This is a genomic window from Nocardia abscessus NBRC 100374 (genome assembly GCF_000308455.1).
GTDB lineage: Bacteria > Actinomycetota > Actinomycetes > Mycobacteriales > Mycobacteriaceae > Nocardia > Nocardia abscessus.
Genome location: NZ_BAFP01000101.1, coordinates 24127 through 40857 on the forward strand (window position 1 = coordinate 24127; position 16731 = coordinate 40857).

A 16731-nucleotide genomic window follows, 5' to 3' on the forward strand; every position below is an offset into this window, starting at 1 on the left:
CCGCGGCCAGACCTGGAGCCACGAGAAATCGCCGCGACCTCGCGCAACCCGCCCGTCGGGCGACGACCGAGCATCCCGTAGGACGGACGCCGCCGACTCACCGCGTCTCCCCAACGCCGCCATCGGAGCGGCCGGGCGCCCTCCATCGGGCGCTTCCGTTCGAAAGTCGCGCTCACGCCGCTCGAACCGCCCGCAACGACATACCGCTCGTACCCCCGGAACTCGCGCGCACGACGTCCGCGACCGAATCGCCGGTCAGCTCGGCCAGGCGCAGATAGCCCCCGCGCAGGTCGCGGGCCAGGTCCGCGGCGAGGCCGAGGCGGATCATGCCGCGTTCGCAGTCGACCACGATCGAGGTGACCGCGTCTTTGGCGAGCAAGCCCGCGGCGACGCGGGCGCGTGGAACCGGATCGACGCCGCCGGTGGCGCGACCGTCGGTGAGCAGCACCAGCATCGCCCTGCGGCGCGGATCGCGCACCCGCTCGCGCAGCACCACCTCGCGTGCCTTCAGCAGGCCCGCGGCCAACGGCGTCTTCCCGCCCGTGCGCATCCCGGACAACCGGCGCACCGCGATGTCGACCGACGAAGTGGGCGGCAGCACGAGTTCTGCCTCCGCGCCGCGCACGCTGACGACGGCGACCTTGTCGCGGCGCTGATAAGCGTCCCGCAGCAGGGTGACCACCGCGCCGGTGACGGCGGACAACCGGTCGCGCGCGGCCATGGAACCGGAGGCGTCGACCACGAAGACGACCAGGTTCCCTTCCCGCCCTTCCCGATAGGCGCCGCGCAGGTCGTCGGCCGCCAGCCGCAGCGGCCCGTCGCCGCGGCCGCGGGAACGCTGATGCGGCGCGGCCGCGAACACGGTACCGAGCAGATGCAGGCCGGAGGAGGTGTCGGTATTCGGACGCACCACCCGCCCGTGCCGTGATTCCGCGCGGGAGCGCCGCCCCGGTGCGCCTTCGCCGACGCCGGGCACTTCCCAGCGCGGTGTCCGCGCACCGGCGGAAACCGGTGCGCCACTGCGTCCTTCACGCGAGTGCCCGCCGCCCGGCCCGTCGGGCGGCGAGGGGTCTTCGGGGCCACCGTCCGGGTCGTCGCCGGAAGCGCCGTCCGGCTCCCCGGCATCCCGTGGCGTGTCGTCCATCTCGGGCGCACCGCTCGGCTCGGACGTTTCCTCCTCGCGCCGCACCTCCTCCGCCGCGTCGCGCATGGCATCGTCGAGCTGCTGCTCGCTGATGCCGGGTTCGTCGAACGGATCGCGCCTGCGCCGGTGCGGCAGCGCCAGTTCCGCGGCCACCCGCACGTCGTCCTCGGTCACCACGTCGCTGCCGCGCCAGGCGGCGTGCGCGGTCGCGGTGCGCGCGACGACCAGATCGGCGCGCATCCCGTCGACGTCGAACGCGGCGCACAGCGCGGCGATCCGGCGCAGCTCCACGTCGTCGAGGGTCACCTGCGCCACCCGGTCGCGGGCGGCGAGGATCCGCTCGGCCACCTCGTGATCGGCCTGGGCGTACCGGGCCGCGAAAGCGGCCGGGTCGGCCTCGTAGTCCAGCCTGCGGCGCACCACAGCCATACGCACGTCCACGTCCCGGGAAGCCACCACGTCCACGGTCAGGCCGAACCGGTCCAGCAGCTGCGGACGCAGCTCGCCCTCCTCCGGGTTCATGGTGCCGACCAGCACGAAGCGCGCCGGATGCGAGTGCGAGACGCCGTCCCGTTCGATGTGCACCCGGCCCATCGCCGCGGCGTCCAGGAGCACGTCCACCAGATGGTCGTGCAGCAGGTTGACTTCGTCGACGTAGAGCACGCCGTGATGGGCGGCGGCCAGCAAGCCGGGGCGGAACGCCTGCTCCCCGTCGCGCAGCACCCGCTCCAAGTCCAGCGAACCGACCACGCGGTCCTCGGTCGCGCCCACCGGCAGCTCTACCAGGCGGGCCGGGCGCGCGCCGGTCTCGTCCACCACGGGTGGCAGCAGCTGGGCCAGCGCGCGCACCACGGTCGACTTGGCGGTGCCCTTCTCGCCGCGCACCAGTACCCCGCCGATTCCGGGATGCACCGCGCAGAGGATCAGCGCCAGCTGCAGCCGTTCCTGCCCGACCACCGCCGAGAACGGGAATCCCGCGTCACCGTCCGAACCCGGACGCGTTCGACTGCTCTGGTCGGATGTCGGCACTGTTTCGGCATGGGACACGGACACGCCCCAACTCTAAGGGCGCGCCCACATCCACCCGACAGTGCCCTTCGATTCAGAACCGATGCGGGCGGCCCGGCGAAAATGCCGCACCCGCCCCGGAGACGCCCGGAGCGGGTGCGAATGGCGGGACGGTCACTCCCCGCCCCTGCGCATCGGCACATGGGCGATGCCGTCTTCCTCGAATTCCGCGCCGTCGACCTTGAAGCCGTGCTTGCTGTAGAGGTCGATCAGGTAGCTCTGCGCACTCAGCCGCACCGTCGCCGAACCGACCTCGGCCAGCGCCGCCTGCAGCAGCCGCGTGGTGTATCCGTGCCCGCGGGCGGGCACCGCGGTACAGAGCCTGCCGATGCGGAAACTTTTCACCCCGTCGTGGTGCTCCTCGCACAGACGCAGCGTGGCGATGACCTCGCCCTCGTCATCGAGCCAGAAGTGCCTGGTCTCGGGAAGCAGGTCCTTCCCGTCCAGTTCGGGATACGCGCATTTCTGTTCGACGACAAAGACTTCGACGCGAAGTTTCAACAGCTGGTAGAGCGTCGCGGTATCGAGATCCTGCGCCCATGAGCGTTTGAGAGCAACCGTTGACATCATCGAGCCTTGCTATCACAACCTAGGCGTTCGCCGCGACCCCCGCGTGCCTCGGCGTGTTGTCGCCGCCGTCGACGAGGTTCAGCGCTTTGGAGGTCCAATCCCACACTTCGTGGAACAGCGCCGGGTTCTCGGAGAGCTTCACGCCCAGCGAGGGCACCATTTCCTTCAGCTTCGGCGTCCACTCGGCGTACTCCTGCGGGAAGCAGCGCTGCAGGACGTCCAGCATGGCGGTGACACAGGTGGACGCGCCCGGGGAGGCGCCGAGCAGACCGGCGATCGAGCCGTCCTGCGCGGCGATCACGGCGGTGCCGAACTCGAGCACGCCGCCCACGCCCTTGCGGCGGATCACCTGCACACGCTGGCCCGCGGTGATCAGCTCCCAGTCCCTGCCCTCGGCGCGCGGGATGAACTCCGACAGCGTGATCACCTTGCCCGATTCGGACTTCAGCAGCTCACTGACCAGGTACTTGGTCAGACCGAGCTCGGTGACGCCGACACCGAGCAGCGAGAAGATGTTGTTCGGGCGCACCGACTTGAACAGGTCGGTGTTCTTGCCGTCCTTGAGGAACTTCGGCGTCCAGCCCGCGTACGGGCCGAACAGCAGGCCCGGCTTGCCCTTGATCACGCGGGTGTCCAAGTGCGGCACCGACATCGGCGGAGCGCCGACCGCGGCCTTGCCGTACACCTTGGCCTCGTGCTGATGGATGAGCGCCGGGTTGACGCAGCGGAAGAACTGACCGCTGACCGGGAAGCCGCCGAATCCCTTGGCCTCCTTGATGTTCGCCTTCTGCAGCAGCGGCAGCGCGCCGCCGCCCGCGCCGACGAACACGAATTTGCTGATCAGCCTGCGGGTTTCCCTGGTGCGGACGTTGCGCACCGTGACCAGCCAGGACCCGTCGGACTGCTTGGACAGGTCGCGCACCTCGTTGCCGAAGGCCAGGTCGACGCCGGAGGCGCCGAGGTAGGCGAGCAGCTCCTGGGTGAGGGAGCCGAAGTCGATGTCGGTGCCGCCGTCGGTCCAGTTCAATGCGATCGGATCGGAGAAGTCCCGCCCGCGCGCCATCAACGGCAACCGCCGGGTGAACTCGTCGGGGCTGTCGATGTACTCCATGCCCTCGAACAGCGGGTGCGGCGCCAGCGCTTCGTACCGCTTGCGCAGGTACTCCACGTTGTCGGCGCCGTGCACGAAGCTGACGTGCGGAATCGGGTTGATGAAGGCGGACGGATCGCGCAGGATGCCGTTCTCCACGCCGTAGGACCAGAACTGGCGCGAGACCTGGAAGCGCTCGTTGATGTCGACCGCCTTGGTGATGTCCACCGAGCCGTCGGCGTTCTGCGGGCTGTAGTTCAGCTCGCAGAGCGCGGAGTGCCCGGTGCCCGCGTTGTTCCACGGATCGCTGCTCTCCGCGGCGGCGGCGTCCAGCCGCTCGAACAGGGAGATCGACCAGTTCGGCTGCAGCTGCCGCAGCAGCGCGCCGAGAGTGGCACTCATGATGCCGGCACCGATGAGTACTACATCGGTCTTTTCAGTCATGGCAGCGTTCGGCACGGGTAGATCGACTTCCTTGTCCTTCTGCGCGGGCCCACCGGGCGGGTGGACCTGCCTGGGCACGGTGTGGTTGTGGCTCGGTCCCGGCGTCCGCCGGCACCGAACGGCATGGCGGGAGTCAGGTTACCCGCCGTTCACCTAAGCCCAATTGTGCACCTCACCACGCCGCGGCCCCGCAGCGAACCTGTGGAATGTGCGGAATGCGACAGAGATGGTCGTCACTTCGGCGGCCGGGTGACGGCCGTGGTCTGTCGGCGCTTGACGCCGTCCAATAGATTGGTCGCGTGACGAACGAACAGTCGCTTGCCGAGCCGGTCAGCACTTCTCCGGATGGCGGAGGCTGGCGCCCCGACGTCCTGGGCCCGCACTATCAGCAGCGCACGCTGCCCCTCGGTCCCGATCCCGACGGCGAAGGCGAGGTGGTTGCCACACTGGTGCGCTACACGCCCACCGGCGCCGTCGAGCAGACCGCGGGCGCGGTGCTCTACGTGCACGGATTCACCGACTACTTCTTCCAGGAGCACCTCGCCGAGCACTTCGCCGCGCGCGGGTTCCAGTTCTATGCACTCGACCTGCGCAAATGCGGCCGGTCGCTGCGCGACGGGCACACGCCGCACTATGTGACGGATCTCGCTTTCTACGACCGGGAGCTCGCGGAGTCCCTGCGGATCATCCGGGCCGAGAACGGCGACGCTCCCGTCGTGCTCAACGCGCACTCCACCGGCGGGCTGGTCGTGTCGCTGTGGCTGGATCGGCTCAACCGTGCCCGGGGGACGGCCGCCGCGGGCATCACCGGCGTGGTGCTCAACAGCCCGTGGTTCGACCTGCAGGGTCCCGCGTACTACCGGACCGTCGGCACGCCGATCATCAAGGCGGTCGGGCGGTTCCGGAAGATGGTCCAGCTGCCCGGCGGCGGCAAGATCAGCACCTACGGCGACAGCCTGCACCACTCGGTGTCCGGCGAGTGGAATTACAACTTGGACTGGAAGCCGTTGCAGGGCTTCCCGGTGCGGCTCGGCTGGCTGCGCGCCATCCGCAACGGCCACGCGCGGCTGCACCAGGGCCTCGACATCGGCGTGCCCTCGCTGATCCTGCGCTCCCGGATGACCAAGTTCGCCAAGGAGTACGGCCCCGCCGTGGACGTGGCCGACGCGGTGCTCGACGTCAAGCAGATCCAGCGCTGGTCGGGCTGCCTGGGCGATCGCACCAATATGGTGCCGATCGACGGCGCCAAGCACGACGTGTTCCTCTCCGGCCCCGAACCGCTGGCGCAGGCGTTCCGCGAGCTCGACAGCTGGCTCGACTGGCTCGCGGGCTATCAGGAAGCGGCGGGCGCGAAGTCACCAGAGGCTGGTGCGTAGCACGATCTCGGTGGCCAGCTCATGGTCGGCTTCGGTGGCCACGTTGGTGACGTCGACCTCGACCACCCGAAATTCGCCGTAGACGAACCGGCCCGATGTGTCGGCCACCGAGCGCGGCAGATTCTTGGTGACCAGCAGCGTGGTCGGCACCTCGACCGGGCCGGTGGCCGCGTCCGCCACCGTGCCGTCGGCGCCGGGCGTGGCCGGGTGGCCGTGATCGGCCACGACCAGGCTCTGGAAACGGCCGAATACGCGTGCGCACGCCTGCCAAGCCAGCACCGCGCCCGTCCCGCGCCCGGCCACATTCACCCACGGCAGCCCGAGCGCGTCCAGGATCGCGGTCACCCCGGCCGGGTCGAGACCCTCGATCGATTCCACCGCGAAGGTGCGCAGATCCGAGGTGTGCAGGCGGGCGCACACCTGATCGAAGACGTCCGCCGCGTCACCGGCGTCGGGCAGCAGGAGCACGCTGTGCCGGGATTCCGGTCCGTCGATCCGCACGGTCCACGCCCGGTCACCGACCGTGATCTGCCGAGATTCCATGCCGAATCACGCTACACGGATCAGGGCACCGCGGCGGCCGGTCGGGGTGGCGGATTCAGGCGAGCAGGCGCATCCCGGCCTGCTCACCTGCGTTGTGATCGAAGGTGACGGTAAGGTCACACCCGGCCTCCTGGCCGAGCTGCTGGATCAGCGCGTCGGCGAAGTCGGCGCCGTCGGCGGCCCGGCGCAGCGCCTGACGCACGGTGTCGGCGCGTTCGACGACGATCTCGCTGGAATCGAGCAGTCCGAGCAGCACGTCGGTGACCGCCTCGGGGTCCTGTTTGTAGCCGCGCCGCAGTACCCAGTGGATCTCCGCGAGGACGATCATCGTGATGTAGCCGGGTTTGCTCTCGCTGAGCCCGTCGATCACCTGGTTGGCCCGGGCGGACTGTTCCGGATCGTCCTGGGTCAGGTAGCGGATCAGCACGTTCGCGTCCAGGCCGATCATCGCGGCTTGCCTTCCACGACGTTGCCCGTGATCGCCTCGTTCATCTCGGCCAGGCCGATCGGCGAGCCGGACCAGCCCACGATGCCCTTCAGCGACTTGATCGTGCGCGTTTCGGGCACCAGTTCATAGGTGCCGTTGGGAGTGGGCACGAAGGCGACCCGCACGCCCGTACGCAAACCCATCGCCACGCGCACATCGATCGGGATCGTGATCTGCCCCTTACTGGTGACCGCCGCCGACACCACGTTCCCCCCTCGGCTGCTGGGTCTCTTCTCCGCCGCCATCTTCCTCACACCCGACCATGCTCGTTCAGCCCACGCCTTACCCGGAGCCGAATTCCTTACTGCAAGGTAAGGCGCTGGGTGGCGCGCGTCAACCGATACGGCCGCTCGCGCCGATCGCCTCGGTCGCCAGGATGGGCAATCCGGCGGGCGCACCCTCGGCGAGCAGGCGCTCGAGCGCGGCCAGATCGAGGTGGGCTTCGATCAGATCGGCCAGCAGATCGAGCTGGGCGGTACGCACCTCGGTGACCGAAACATCCTCGGCGACAACGAAACCCGACCGGCCCGCGGCCACGGCGACCGCGCGGAGCCAATCGCGGCGCAACTCGTCGGATTCCAGCAGCCCGTGCAGGTGAGTGCCCCACACCGCACCGCGGACACTGCCTTCCGGCTCGCCGTCGACGGTGAGCCACGCCGGGTCACCGTTGTGCGTGACACGTCCGTGGTGGATCTCGTAGCCGCGCACCGCGACGCCCGCCGCGTGCCCCGCGCTACGACGCAGCACCTTCGACTCGGCGAACTCGACGGTCAGGTCCAGCAGCCCGAGTCCGTCGACCGCGCCCGCACCGGACTCGACCGGGTCGATGATGCGGGTGCCGAGCATCTGGTATCCGCCGCACACACCCAGAATCGGTCCGCCCACGGCGGCGCGTGCCCGCAGCGCGTCGGCGATGCCGCTACTGCGCAACCATCGCAGATCCGACACCGTCGCCTTGCTGCCCGGCAGGACCACCAGGTCGGCGCCCGCCAGGCGGGAGGGCTCGTTCACCCAGCGCACCGCGACGCCGGGCTCGCAGGCCAGCGCCTCGACGTCGGTGGAGTTGGAGATGCGCGGCAGCCGGATCGCGGCGACGGTCAGCCATTCGGCCCCCACCGGCGGGCGGGGACGGCCGACCGGCGCGTCGGCGAGGGTGCTCAGCGAGTCCTCCGCATCGATCCAGAGGTCTTCGGCGTATGGGAGCACGCCGAGGGTGGGACGGCCGGTGAGTTCGGCCAGGCGTTCCAGCCCCGGCCGCAGCAACTCGACCGCGCCGCGGAATTTGTTGACGACGAACCCCGAGATCAATCGCTGGTCTTCGGGTTCCAGGATGGCGACCGTGCCGAACAGGTGGGCGAGCACGCCGCCGCGGTCGATGTCCCCGACCAGCAGCACCGGCAGGCCCGCGGCACGCGCGAGACCCATGTTCGCCAGGTCGGTCGCGCGCAGGTTGATCTCGGCGGGCGATCCGGCGCCCTCGCAGACGACCACGTCGAATTCGTCCCGCAGCGCCGCGAGTTCGGCGGCCACCACGCCCCGTAACTCCCGGCGATGCCGGATGTAGTCCTCGGCGCCGACGGTGCCGACCGCCTTGCCCCGCACCACCAGCTGGGAACGCCGGTCACTGCCCGGCTTGAGCAGCACGGGATTGAACCGCACGCTCGGCTCCAGCCCGCACGCCTGGGCCTGCAGCGCCTGCGCCCGGCCGATCTCCCCGCCGTCCAGCGTGACCACCGAGTTGTTGGACATGTTCTGCGCCTTGAACGGCGCGACGCGCACACCGCGCCGAGCCAGCATCCGGCAGATCCCGGCCACGACGACGCTCTTGCCCGCGTCCGAGGTCGTGCCCGCGACCAGCAGCGCGCCCTTCATCGCGGGCTCGTCCGGTGCGCGGCCGCCCGGGACGTCCGGCCGACCGGATCGCGTCCGGTCCGGCCGCCGGTCACGGGAGGGTCAGGATCTCGGTCCCCGATTCGGTGACCACCAGGGTGTGCTCGAACTGCGCGGTCCACTTGCGGTCCTTGGTGACCACCGTCCAGCCGTCGTCCCAGATCTCGTAGTCGATCCCGCCGAGGTTGATCATCGGCTCGATGGTGAACGTCATGCCCGGCTCGATGATGGTCTCCACGGCGGGCTGGTCATAGTGCAGCACGACCAGGCCGCTGTGGAAGGTCGGACCGACACCGTGGCCGGTGAAGTCGCGGACCACGCCGTAGCCGAAACGATTGGCGTAGGACTCGATGACCCGGCCGATCACGTTCAGCGCCCGGCCCGGCCGTACCGCCTTGATCGCCCGCATGGTGGCCTCCTCGGTCCGCTCGACCAGCAGGCGCACCTCCTCGTCGACGTCACCGGCGAGGAAGGTCTTGTTGGTGTCGCCGTGCACGCCGTTGATGTAGGCGGTGACGTCGATGTTGACGATGTCACCGTCCTCGATCACGGTGGAGTCCGGGATGCCGTGGCAGATCACCTCGTTCAGCGAGGTGCAGCACGATTTCGGAAAGCCCTTGTAGCCCAGTGTCGACGGGTAGGCGCCGTGGTCGCACATGTACTCGTGCGCGATGCGGTCCAGCTCGTCGGTGGTGACGCCGGGCGCCACCGCCTTGCCCGCCTCTTCCAGCGCCTGCGCGGCGATCTTGCCCGCGATCCGCATCTTCTCGATCGTCTCCGCGGTCTGCACCCAGGGCTCGCGTCCCTCGTTGGCGGTCTTCTTCCACGCGTATTCCGGGCGCTCGATGGCGCGCGGAACTTCACGGGTGGGCGACAGCGTGCCCGGGACGAGCGGCTTGCGGGTGCGGACAGACATAGCGAACAGCGTAATCGGCCCACCGCGCCGATGCCGTTCCCTGTCCCTGCGGTGACCCCCGCGCTCCCGGGGCGGCCTCGCCGGATCGACACGTCGAACTGCAACTGCCTTCGTTGCGGTTATCCCGGGGCGCCATCCGGGGAGCGGCCACGATGTGTGCCGGGCAGGAGCGCGGTCGCGATGCCGGAACAACCGTTCACTGGGCGCCGCGGAGCTCGGGCACAGCGCGACGAGCAAACTGGTCCTCGTGCGGCGCATGCTCGGCAGCCCGCGGGATGCGGGCCTTGTCCCGGGCCACCGAGGGGCACGGCGACGGCTGGTCGCTTGCCCGCTCCCCGCACAAGATCACGCTCTGCGACGCGGACACCGTCGTCGAGGCGAGCCCATCCTGCCGCGCCGTCCGCATCCGCCCAGCGCCGAGTGCGACCCCAAAGACGGTCGCCGACGCCGCGCGTCCGGTCGCCCTACCATGGGCGCGTGTCCGCACTACCTCTCATCTTCACCGCAGGCTGGGCCAGCGGCGTGAACGCCTACGCGGTGGTTCTGCTGCTCGGGCTCTTCGGCCGGTTCGGATTCGCCGATTCGGTGCCGGAAGCGTTGCAGCGCACCGACGTCCTGGTCGCGGCGGCGGTGTTGTTCCTGATCGAAGCCGTGGCGGACAAGATCCCCTATCTCGACTCGTTCTGGGACGCGGTGCACACCGTGGTGCGGCCGATCGCGGGCGCCGTGGTCGCGGCGCTGCTGGCCGGACAGGACGGATCGCTCTCGGAACTCGCCGCGGGCGCGGTGGGTGGTACGGCCGCGCTGGTGAGCCATCTGGTGAAGGCGGGAACGCGGATGGCCGTCAACACTTCTCCCGAGCCCGCCAGCAACATCGTGGTCAGCACCGCCGAGGACGTGACCGTCGCGGGCGTGGTCACGCTCGCCGTGTTCCACCCGGTGGCCGCGGCGGTGATCGCGGCGGTCCTGCTCGTCCTCGGCCTGGCGCTGGTGTACTTTTGCGCGAGCCGGATCCGTCGTTATCGCCGGCGGCGGCGCGCTCGCCGGGCGGCAGGCACGCGTAGCCGAGGATTAGTTGCGGAGTGATTGCCAGACAGCGGGATCGGTCACGGGCGTGCCGCGCCAGTCGACTACGCGGCACGCCGGGCGGGGCGCCCCGTTGCGCCCGCCGTCACTGTGCCGGCGACGAGATCGCCCGGCTGAAGCCACTGGTCGGATGACTCGGCGCCGGGACGTCGCCATTCGGACGTGTGACGCTGCGGGGCAGTGTCACTACCGCGGACGAGACCACCGTCGCGACGAGTTCATTGTTCGGGCAAACGGCGGCGGCCACCGGCCACGTCGGTTACCAGATCAGTGTACCCGTCGACCAGTTCGGCCAGCTGATACCAATGTTTATGGGTATTGTCGCTGCGCCCGCCCTCGGTGTGAATGACCTGATTCGCATCCACCCAGCTGCGCGCCATTCGATCCACTACGGCGCCGAGGGTTTCGGTGTGCAGCGAGGCCCCATTGCGATGCTGGGGAATCTCCTGCGTGACCCAGTCGTTGATGTCGTCGACGAGTTCACGTCTGCGACAGTCGATTTCGGCGATCAGCGCGGTGTCCAGCACCTGCGCACGACGCTGGTGCAGTTCGGCTAGTGCGTGCGCGGACCGTAGCAGTTCCCGATCTTGGAAACGCCGCCCTTGGAAAGCACACAACAATTGCGGCGCGGTCGGTAAGGCACCGACCGTCGGCGCGCTCATCGCCGTACTCCGAGTTCACCCGACACCAACGCGCTTTGTACCAACATAATTGGCTCTCGATTCCGTTATCCCGGTCATCGGATCGGTTGTCACAACTAGGCTAGCTGGATCATGCACGTACAGATGCAAGAACGCAAGATTGCGTCTGCATTTCTGCGGTTAAGGACTCCTGACAGCACCTGGAGACCCAGAGCAGACCGGCCGCAACCTTTTTCGGCGCTGATGGCAAGCGGTGTCCGCTCCGGTCGGCGCCCCGGAACGAGGCCGATCACCTCCGCGCGTGCATACTTCCGGACATCTTCGCGAGCGCACATCCGCACTCCCGTACGAATTCGCCCACTGTTACCGACCTTCGGTTGCCGGTCATAGACAACCACCCGGCGTCGGTCAGAGCTGGGTCGCGGCCGCGAGCAGCGTGAGCGCGGGCAACGTGCCCTGCACCACCGCACCCCTGACGAACCGGCGGTCGTGCGCCACCAGAACCACAGCCGCGGCCAGCATCGACCCGCACCCCGACAGCACCAGCGCCCATCCCGCTTCCGGCACCGACCGCAGGATCGCCACGCCGACCAGTGTCGCCACCGCGAGAAACAGGTTGTAGAAGCCTTGATTGAACGCCCACGGCCGAGCCGCGGCCAGTTCGGCTTCGGAAACTCGGAAGACCCCCTTGTGCACCGCGGGGTCGGCGAACCGCACGGACTCCATGACGAAGATGCCGACATGGAGCAGAGCGGCCGCGACGGCGAGCACCTGTACCACCCAGAGCATTCGACCTCCTCACGAAGCGCATCGACCGGAAGACGCCGGCCACGGATCCCGTGCAGACCTGAGCGACTGCGGTGCGCCGAGGCATCCTATGACCCGAGCCGCGGGAGGACGCGCAACACACCGGCGACACGCCGCCGCGCGGGCGCACTCGCCCTGAGCGGTCAGCCGGTCAGCCCGAAAACCCGGCGGGCGTTGCCGTCCAGATACAGCTCGCGGGTCTGCTCGTCCAGACCGAGGGCGTCGAGGCCCTCCAGTGCGTGACCGGGGAAGATCATCGGATAGTTGGTGCCGAACAGCACCTTGTGCCGGCCGCTACCCGACTTCAGGTAGGAGACCAGCTCCGCCGGAAGGCGTTTCGTCGTGTACGCCGAGGTATCGATGACGACGTTCTCGTGCTTTCTGGCGACAGCGATCATCTCCTCGGTCCACGGATAGCCGATGTGCCCGCAGACGATCGTCAACTCGGGGAAGTCCAGCGCGACCTGGTCGATGTACGGGATGGGGCGACCGGTCTCCGACGGCCGCAGCGGACCGGTGTGCCCCACCTGCGTGCAGAACGGAATCCCGGTCTCGACACACGCCGCGAACAGTGGATAGAAGCGCCGGTCGGTCGGCGGGAGCTCCCACAGCCACGGGAGCACCCGCAGGCCCTTGAATCCCTGCTCCACCCGGCGGCGCAGTTCCCGCACGGCGGGCATCGGCTTGCGCAGGTCCACCGACGCGATGGGAAGCAGGCGCTCCGGCGCCTCGGCCGCCCACGCCGCCACCTCGTCGTTGGAGATGAGGACGCCGTCCGGCGCGTGCCACGCCGAGATGAGCGCACGGTCCACGCCCGCGGCGTCCATCGCGTCGAGGGTGACCGACAGCGGGATCTCGTCGGCCGGAATCGCGGCCCCGGTCCACCGCCGCAGCGAGGCGAACATGTCGTGGGCGAGGAACCGCCGGGTCGGGTGTTGCGCCCAGACATCGATGGTCATGCGGGGATTATGACATACGTTATAGCCCCTCAACGCCCCGCGGCTACCGGTGCGGGGAACGGTCGCCGCAGCGATTCCTGCTGAGCGACAGCAACTCTCATCGTGCACGAGGAATGTTGCCGACCCGAGTCGACACCCGGAGTCCCGAACCCCGAATGGCGAGTTATCACGCGCCTCACCACCCCATCTATATCAACCGTAATAACCTAGCGGGCGGTTCGCCGGGCATAAACTGGGTATCGACCGCAGCACTACCGACAACCGACACAGAGCAGGACCATGGCCGGTTCGGACCCGTTCGCCACACAGCACGATCGGCCTCCAGGTATCGAGCAGGAACTGGAGGGCGCGGGTCTCGACGACCCCGAAGTGATCGGCAAGGGCGGGTTCGGCGTGGTCTATCGCTGTCGGCAGCGGGCGCTCAATCGCAGCGTCGCGGTCAAGGTCCTCACCGCCCGGCCCGATCTCGAGCCGGAGAACGTCGAACGGTTCCTGCGCGAGCAGCAGGCGATGGGCGCCCTGTCCGGGCACCCGAACATCGTGCCGATCCTGCAGGTGGGAACCACCCGCAGCGGGCGCCCCTACCTGGTGATGCCGTTTCACTCGCACGGTTCACTGGAGAACCGGATCCGCCGCGAAGGTCTCGTGCCGCTGCCCGAGGCGATCGGGATCACCGTCAAGCTGGCCGGCGCTCTGGAGACCGCGCACCGCTCCGGGATTCTGCATCGCGACATCAAACCGGGCAATGTCCTGCTCACCGACTACGGCGAACCGCAACTGACCGACTTCGGGATCGCCCGGGTCGAAGGCGGTTTCGAGACCACCACGGGAGTGGTGACCGGCTCCCCCGCGTTCACCGCGCCGGAGGTGCTGCGCTCGGGCACTCCGTCGGTGGCCTCGGACGTCTACGGTCTCGGCGCCACGCTGTTCGCCATGATCACCGGGCACGCGGCGTACGAGCGTCGCTCCGGCGAGCAGGTCGTGGCGCAATTCCTGCGCATCGCGGCCGACCCGCTCCCCGATCTGCGGCTCGACGGCATCCCCGACGACGTGGCCGCCGCCATCGAGGCCAGCATGGCGCACGATCCCGCCGACCGCCCGCCCTCGGCCGCCGCGTTCGGTGAGATGCTGCGCGCCATTCAGCGCGGCAACGACATGCCGATCGAGCACATGACGCTGCCCACCACCGATCAACCCGTGCCGGAAGATCTCAGCACGCGGCCCTTGACCGCCACCGCGCGTTTTCCCACTCCCCATCCCAAGACACCGCCGACGCCCGAGACCAAGTTCCGCCCCTCGATGTCGACTCGTCCGCTGGTCCAGCGCGACCGCCTGATCGACACGCTGCAAACCGAGCCACGGCCGCGGCTCGTGGTCATCCACGCACCGGCCGGGTTCGGCAAGAGCACGCTGGCGGCCCAGTGGGCCAAGCGCCTCGCCGAGACCGACAAGGTGGCGGTGGCCTGGTTGAACGCCGACCGCGACGACAACAACATGGTCTGGCTGCTGACGCACCTGATCGAGGCGTTCCACCGGGTGGTCCCCACGCTGGCGCCCGACCTGGCGTCGATCCTCGAAGAGGGTGACGACGCCGCCGCACGCTACGTGCTCACCACGCTGATCAACACCATCCACGAACGCGACGAACGGTTCGCCTTGGTGATCGATGACTGGGATCGGATCACCGACCGCGCCGCCGTCGACGCCCTGCACTACCTGATCGAGCAGGGCCCGCACCATCTGCAGATCATCCTGACCAGCCGATCGCTGGAGGGCTTGCCGCTCGGCACCATGCGCGTGCGCCACGAACTCGTCGAAATCGATGCCGCCGCACTGCGTTTCGACGCCGAGGAGGCACGGGCGTTCCTGGTCGAGCAGACCGGCCTCACCCTGGCCGACGCCGAGAGCGCCGAGCTGCGCGACTACACCGAGGGCTGGGCGGCGGCATTGCAACTCGCGTCGCTGTCGCTGCGTGAGCACCCCGACCCGGCTTCGCTGATCGCCCACCTGTCCGGGCACCATCACGCCATCGCCGAGTACCTGGCCGAGAACGTGCTCGACACCGTCGAGCCCGAACTGCTCGACACCATGCTCAAAACCTCGCTCCCCGAACGGGTCTCCGGCAGCTTGGTCACCGCGTTGACCGGACGGCCGCACGGGCAGTCCGTCCTGGAGAATCTGGAACGCCGCAATCTGTTCCTGCGCCGCGTCGACGAGGACGGCGACTGGTTCCGCTACCACCATCTGTTCGCCGAGTTCCTGCGCAGGCGACTCGAACGCGACCAGCCCGAGCAGGTGCCCGCGTTGCATCGCGCGGCAGCCGCCTGGTTCGCCGACCACAAGATGCTCAGCGAGGCGATCGATCATGCGCTGGCCGCCGACGACGGGGAGAAGGCCGTCGACATCGTGGAGGGAAGGTCCCGCGATCTGGTGCAGGAAGCCCAGCTGGCGACGTTCCTGGGACTGGTCGCCAAGCTTCCGCCCGCGGCCGCCGCCGCCCGCCCGCGGCTGCAGGTCGGCGTCGCCTGGACGAACGCGCTGCTGCGTCAGCCCACCGAACTGCACGCCGCGCTACGGCTGGTGCGGGCGTCGCTGGACAAGGCCCCGGACGCCGACCCCGATCTCGCGCTCGAAGCCGACCTCATCGGGTGCGTGGAACGCGCGTTCGCCGACCATCCGGAGGGCGTGGACGCGGTGGTCGGCAAATGCCTGGGCCGGGCCGACACGCTGGGCCCGTGGGCGCTGTGCGCGGCCGCGAACCTCGCCGCCTTCTCCGCGATCAGCCGGTTCGACTACGAGCGGGCGCGGGAATGGCACGACTGGGCCACCCCCTTCTACCAGCAGACCCGCAGCACGTTCATCTTGATGTACAGCCACAGCCTGGTCGGCATCGCGGCACGGGAAGAGCTCGATATCGCGGCGGCCGAACGCAGCTTCCGCACCGCGTTCGAGCTGGCCACCACCTCGTCGGGCCCGCAGTCCTACGCCGCTCGCCTGGCCGGCGCCTTGCTCGGCGAGCTGCTCTACAAACGGGACCAGGTGGCGGCGGCCGAGCGCCTGCTGGACGAAGCCGGACGGCTCGGCATCGAGGGCGGCCCCGTCGACTTCCTGATGGCCAACTACGCCACCGGCGCCCGGATCAAAGCCCTGCGCGGCGATCTGGCGTCCGCCGCACGACGGCTGGACGAAGGCGCCGAGGTGGCCCGCGCCTTGAAGTTGCCACGGCTGGCCACCCGGATCGCCAACGAGCAGGTCCGGCTCGGCCTGACCGCCACCTACGTCACCGAACCGCCGGCCGGGGAAGGCGGTATCGCCGTGATGGCCGCGGAACTGCGGGAGGATTCCGCGATCCGGATGCTGCTGCGGTCCGGAGCCGCCAAGCGTGTCACCGCCGCGGTGGCACGCGCCCAGCAGTTACGGAATTCCATCGATGCCGACCGGCGCCCCCGGGCCGCGGCGCAAGCGTCACTGCTGCTCGCCACCTGCCTTGCGGCGGCCGGAAAGACCGAGGCGGCCAAGGACGAGTTGGTCCCGATCGTGGCCAGGTACGCCGACGCCGGTCTCATTCGGCCGCTGCTGGACGAGGGCCCGTGGATCATGTCGCTGCTGCACAGCGTGAATTACGACCTGCACGAAGGCCGCTGGCACGAAGAATGGCCGATGGTCCCGCCCGCCTTCCTGCACCGGTTGCTGGCCCGCTGACGCGGTCC

At 69.3% G+C, this 16731-nt stretch carries 14 protein-coding genes; 3 read left to right on the forward strand and 11 right to left on the reverse strand.

Going from position 1 to position 16731, the window contains the following annotated elements; all coding sequences use genetic code 11:
• Positions 1 to 172: 172 nt before the first annotated feature.
• The 3 genes from ON19_RS20260 to mqo form a co-directional block, all read right to left on the reverse strand.
• The gene (locus tag ON19_RS20260; RefSeq protein ID WP_051169098.1) at positions 173 to 2173 is read right to left on the reverse strand and encodes a magnesium chelatase subunit D family protein; all 2001 of its coding nucleotides are present in this window, start codon (positions 2171 to 2173) and stop codon (positions 173 to 175) included.
• A gap of 153 nt (positions 2174 to 2326) precedes the next feature.
• Positions 2327 to 2782, reverse strand: coding sequence for a GNAT family N-acetyltransferase (locus ON19_RS20265; RefSeq protein ID WP_043695058.1), 456 nt, complete (start codon positions 2780 to 2782; stop codon positions 2327 to 2329).
• 19 nt (positions 2783 to 2801) lie between these two features.
• Complete coding sequence (gene mqo, locus ON19_RS20270) at positions 2802 to 4316, reverse strand: malate dehydrogenase (quinone) (RefSeq protein WP_043695061.1); 1515 nt, start codon at positions 4314 to 4316, stop codon at positions 2802 to 2804.
• Between the two features lie 299 nt (positions 4317 to 4615).
• Between mqo and ON19_RS20275 the strand changes: the two genes are divergently transcribed.
• Positions 4616 to 5692 carry an alpha/beta hydrolase gene (locus tag ON19_RS20275; RefSeq protein WP_051169099.1) on the forward strand — a complete coding sequence of 359 codons (1077 nt, stop codon included), beginning with the start codon at positions 4616 to 4618 and terminating at the stop codon, positions 5690 to 5692.
• Here the strand turns inward: ON19_RS20275 and ON19_RS20280 are convergent.
• From ON19_RS20280 to map, 5 genes are all read right to left on the reverse strand, one after another.
• The gene (locus ON19_RS20280) at positions 5672 to 6235 is read right to left on the reverse strand and encodes a hypothetical protein (RefSeq protein WP_043695064.1); all 564 of its coding nucleotides are present in this window, start codon (positions 6233 to 6235) and stop codon (positions 5672 to 5674) included. The genes ON19_RS20275 and ON19_RS20280 overlap by 21 nt on opposite strands.
• Before the next feature lie 55 nt (positions 6236 to 6290).
• Positions 6291 to 6683: a type II toxin-antitoxin system VapC family toxin gene (locus tag ON19_RS20285; RefSeq protein WP_043695067.1), complete on the reverse strand. Its 393-nt coding sequence runs from the start codon at positions 6681 to 6683 to the stop codon at positions 6291 to 6293.
• A complete protein-coding gene (locus ON19_RS20290) occupies positions 6680 to 6967 on the reverse strand; it encodes an AbrB/MazE/SpoVT family DNA-binding domain-containing protein (RefSeq protein WP_227954988.1) in 288 nt (95 codons plus the stop codon). Before ON19_RS20290 ends, ON19_RS20285 begins: the two co-directional genes overlap by 4 nt.
• 88 nt (positions 6968 to 7055) lie before the next feature.
• A complete protein-coding gene (locus ON19_RS20295; protein ID WP_043695073.1) occupies positions 7056 to 8594 on the reverse strand; it encodes a cobyric acid synthase in 1539 nt (512 codons plus the stop codon).
• A 70-nt stretch (positions 8595 to 8664) separates the two neighbouring features.
• Positions 8665 to 9528, reverse strand: a complete 864-nt coding sequence (gene map / locus ON19_RS20300; protein WP_043695076.1) for a type I methionyl aminopeptidase — start codon at positions 9526 to 9528, stop codon at positions 8665 to 8667.
• A gap of 477 nt (positions 9529 to 10005) precedes the next feature.
• On the opposite strand from map, the gene ON19_RS20310 reads away from it, so the two are divergent.
• Complete coding sequence (locus ON19_RS20310; protein WP_043695082.1) at positions 10006 to 10614, forward strand: DUF4126 domain-containing protein; 609 nt, start codon at positions 10006 to 10008, stop codon at positions 10612 to 10614.
• Positions 10615 to 10832: 218 nt separating this feature from the next.
• Here the strand turns inward: ON19_RS20310 and ON19_RS20315 are convergent, their stop codons facing one another.
• From ON19_RS20315 to ON19_RS20325, 3 genes are all read right to left on the reverse strand, one after another.
• Entirely contained in the window at positions 10833 to 11141 is a 309-nt protein-coding gene (locus ON19_RS20315) for a DUF4254 domain-containing protein (RefSeq protein WP_227954670.1), read from the reverse strand.
• Positions 11142 to 11663: 522 nt separating this feature from the next.
• Positions 11664 to 12044, reverse strand: a complete 381-nt coding sequence (locus tag ON19_RS20320) for a DUF1304 domain-containing protein (protein WP_043695085.1) — start codon at positions 12042 to 12044, stop codon at positions 11664 to 11666.
• 161 nt (positions 12045 to 12205) lie between these two features.
• Positions 12206 to 13021 carry an amidohydrolase family protein gene (locus ON19_RS20325; RefSeq protein ID WP_043695088.1) on the reverse strand — a complete coding sequence of 272 codons (816 nt, stop codon included), beginning with the start codon at positions 13019 to 13021 and terminating at the stop codon, positions 12206 to 12208.
• A gap of 279 nt (positions 13022 to 13300) precedes the next feature.
• On the opposite strand from ON19_RS20325, the gene ON19_RS20330 reads away from it, so the two are divergent.
• Positions 13301 to 16723, forward strand: a complete 3423-nt coding sequence (locus tag ON19_RS20330) for a serine/threonine-protein kinase (RefSeq protein ID WP_043695091.1) — start codon at positions 13301 to 13303, stop codon at positions 16721 to 16723.
• Positions 16724 to 16731: the final 8 nt, after the last annotated feature.

What these genes read in the sequence shown, in the direction of transcription:
- ON19_RS20265 (WP_043695058.1), bottom strand. Translation starts at nt 2,782, where the DNA reads ATGATGTCAACGGTTGCTCTCAAACGCTCATGGGCGCAGGATCTCGAT.
- mqo (WP_043695061.1), bottom strand. Translation starts at nt 4,316, where the DNA reads ATGACTGAAAAGACCGATGTAGTACTCATCGGTGCCGGCATCATGAGT.
- ON19_RS20280 (WP_043695064.1), bottom strand. Translation starts at nt 6,235, where the DNA reads ATGGAATCTCGGCAGATCACGGTCGGTGACCGGGCGTGGACCGTGCGG.
- ON19_RS20285 (WP_043695067.1), bottom strand. Translation starts at nt 6,683, where the DNA reads ATGATCGGCCTGGACGCGAACGTGCTGATCCGCTACCTGACCCAGGAC.
- ON19_RS20290 (WP_227954988.1), bottom strand. Translation starts at nt 6,967, where the DNA reads ATGGCGGCGGAGAAGAGACCCAGCAGCCGAGGGGGGAACGTGGTGTCG.
- ON19_RS20295 (WP_043695073.1), bottom strand. Translation starts at nt 8,594, where the DNA reads ATGAAGGGCGCGCTGCTGGTCGCGGGCACGACCTCGGACGCGGGCAAG.
- map (WP_043695076.1), bottom strand. Translation starts at nt 9,528, where the DNA reads ATGTCTGTCCGCACCCGCAAGCCGCTCGTCCCGGGCACGCTGTCGCCC.
- ON19_RS20320 (WP_043695085.1), bottom strand. Translation starts at nt 12,044, where the DNA reads ATGCTCTGGGTGGTACAGGTGCTCGCCGTCGCGGCCGCTCTGCTCCAT.
- ON19_RS20325 (WP_043695088.1), bottom strand. Translation starts at nt 13,021, where the DNA reads ATGACCATCGATGTCTGGGCGCAACACCCGACCCGGCGGTTCCTCGCC.
- ON19_RS20330 (WP_043695091.1), top strand. Translation starts at nt 13,301, where the DNA reads ATGGCCGGTTCGGACCCGTTCGCCACACAGCACGATCGGCCTCCAGGT.